This is a genomic window from Streptomyces torulosus (assembly GCF_001419765.1).
GTDB classification, from domain to species: domain Bacteria; phylum Actinomycetota; class Actinomycetes; order Streptomycetales; family Streptomycetaceae; genus Streptomyces; species Streptomyces torulosus.
In genome coordinates this window covers 1-1463 of the sequence record NZ_LIRK01000716.1, presented here as the reverse complement: position 1 = coordinate 1463, position 1463 = coordinate 1, and the positions used below count along the sequence as shown (strand labels likewise).

The 1463-nt window shown below is 72.3% G+C and carries 2 protein-coding genes; both read left to right on the top strand.

The window, feature by feature from the left end:
• Window positions 1-266, top strand: a 266-nt coding sequence (locus AOK23_RS38290; RefSeq protein WP_240496747.1) for a PEP-utilizing enzyme, incomplete at its 5' end; no start/stop codon positions are given.
• Complete coding sequence (locus AOK23_RS38285) at window positions 263-1153, top strand: hypothetical protein (RefSeq protein ID WP_055717079.1); 891 nt, start codon at window positions 263-265, stop codon at window positions 1151-1153. The genes AOK23_RS38290 and AOK23_RS38285, both read left to right, overlap by 4 nt.
• The last annotated feature ends 310 nt before the right edge of the window (window positions 1154-1463 follow it).

The window sequence follows — 1463 nt, the reverse complement described above, 5'->3', positions numbered from 1 at the left end:
CCGCCTGGGACGGCGAGGGGGCGGGGCCCGAGGACGCGGTGCTCGTGGTCCGCACCCTCGACCCGGTGTTCGCGCCGCTGCTGCCACGCCTCGCGGGGCTCGTCGCGCAGACGGGCAGTCCGTTGTCCCACCTGGCCGTGCTCGCGCGGGAGTACGGGGTGCCGACGGTGGTCGGAGCCGCCGACGCGGTACGCCGCTTCCCGCCGGGCACGCGGCTGACGGTCGACGGCACCCTCGGCGACGTACGGCCGGAGGAGCCACGATGAAGCGGCTGGCCTATCTCTTCGCGGGTGCCGCGGCGGCCGGGGCGGCCGGGTACTTCGTGATCTACCTCTACCGATGGCAGTGGCAGCGGGCCATCCTGTGCGGGGTCGTGCTGCTGATCGTCGGGCTGATGCTGCTGGGGATCGTGCTGTGGGGGCGGCTGGCGCGGATCGAGGAGCGGATCCGGGAGAGCGACCGGAGGCAGCAGGACGTGCTGGCCCGGCTGCGACAGACCCAGACACGGGAGCAGGGAGACCGGTTCCGCTGGCTTGAGGACCCGGCGAGCCGTACGTATGTGTTCGTGCCGGTGCTGATGGTGACCGGAGTGGTGCTGTCCGGGATCGCCTGGCTGGTGCAGCGGATCGCGTCGGCCACGGCCCGGCCGGCCGCCGACCGGCGTCTGGCCGGACAGCTGTCCGTGCTGGCGGCGCCCGATCCGGCGCCGGAGAGGGATCTGGAGGACGAGCGTCCGCCGGGAGCGGGCGGTCCGGGCCGGGCGGCCCGGCTGTTCACGGTGGCGGTCGTGGGCGTGGCGCTCCTGACGTCGCTCGTCGTGGGGCTCGCGGACCTCACCCAGACCAGGAGGCAGGAGCGCGACGGGTCCGAGGCGACCTCGGTGCTGGTCCGGGTCGACATGCGCGGGGTGCCCGTGACCACCGAGCGGCAGTTCATGGCGGCGTCGCAGGCCTGGGAGCGGTGCAGGAACTCGACCTCGGTGCCCCTGCGCCGGACCACGCTCGGCGAGCTGGGCGACGGCGTTTTCGCCGGTATCGTCCGGCCCGCCCTCACCGACCACGACCGCCTCCGGCTGCGCGGCTGCCTGGAGGACAGCGAGGTGGACCGCGCGAGTCTCACGGTGGTCGGCATCGGCGACACGGACGAGGGGTGAGCCCAGGAGGCCCACGGACTCGACGACCCCCGCCCTCGTCGACGCGAGGCCCCCAGTCCGCGAACACCGCATGGCTCCCGCTGCCGAGCTAGCGCAAGACCCCTGACCCGCACGACGCAAGATCGTTACAAAGTATATTAATTCGGTGAGTTTGCGCACATCAGGACAGATCACCCGATAGTTCCGGGTTACGCTTCGAACGGGTCCTCCACCGGAGGCCCTTTTTCCGCGCCCTCCGCCCCTCATCCCCTCGGGTCACCCATGTCTGTCAGCCTCGCGCCGTCATCCGTACAGCCCGGTCCGCCGTCCC

Coding starts and splice junctions, on each gene's coding strand:
- AOK23_RS38285 (WP_055717079.1), top strand. CDS start 263: ATGAAGCGGCTGGCCTATCTCTTCGCGGGTGCCGCGGCGGCCGGGGCG.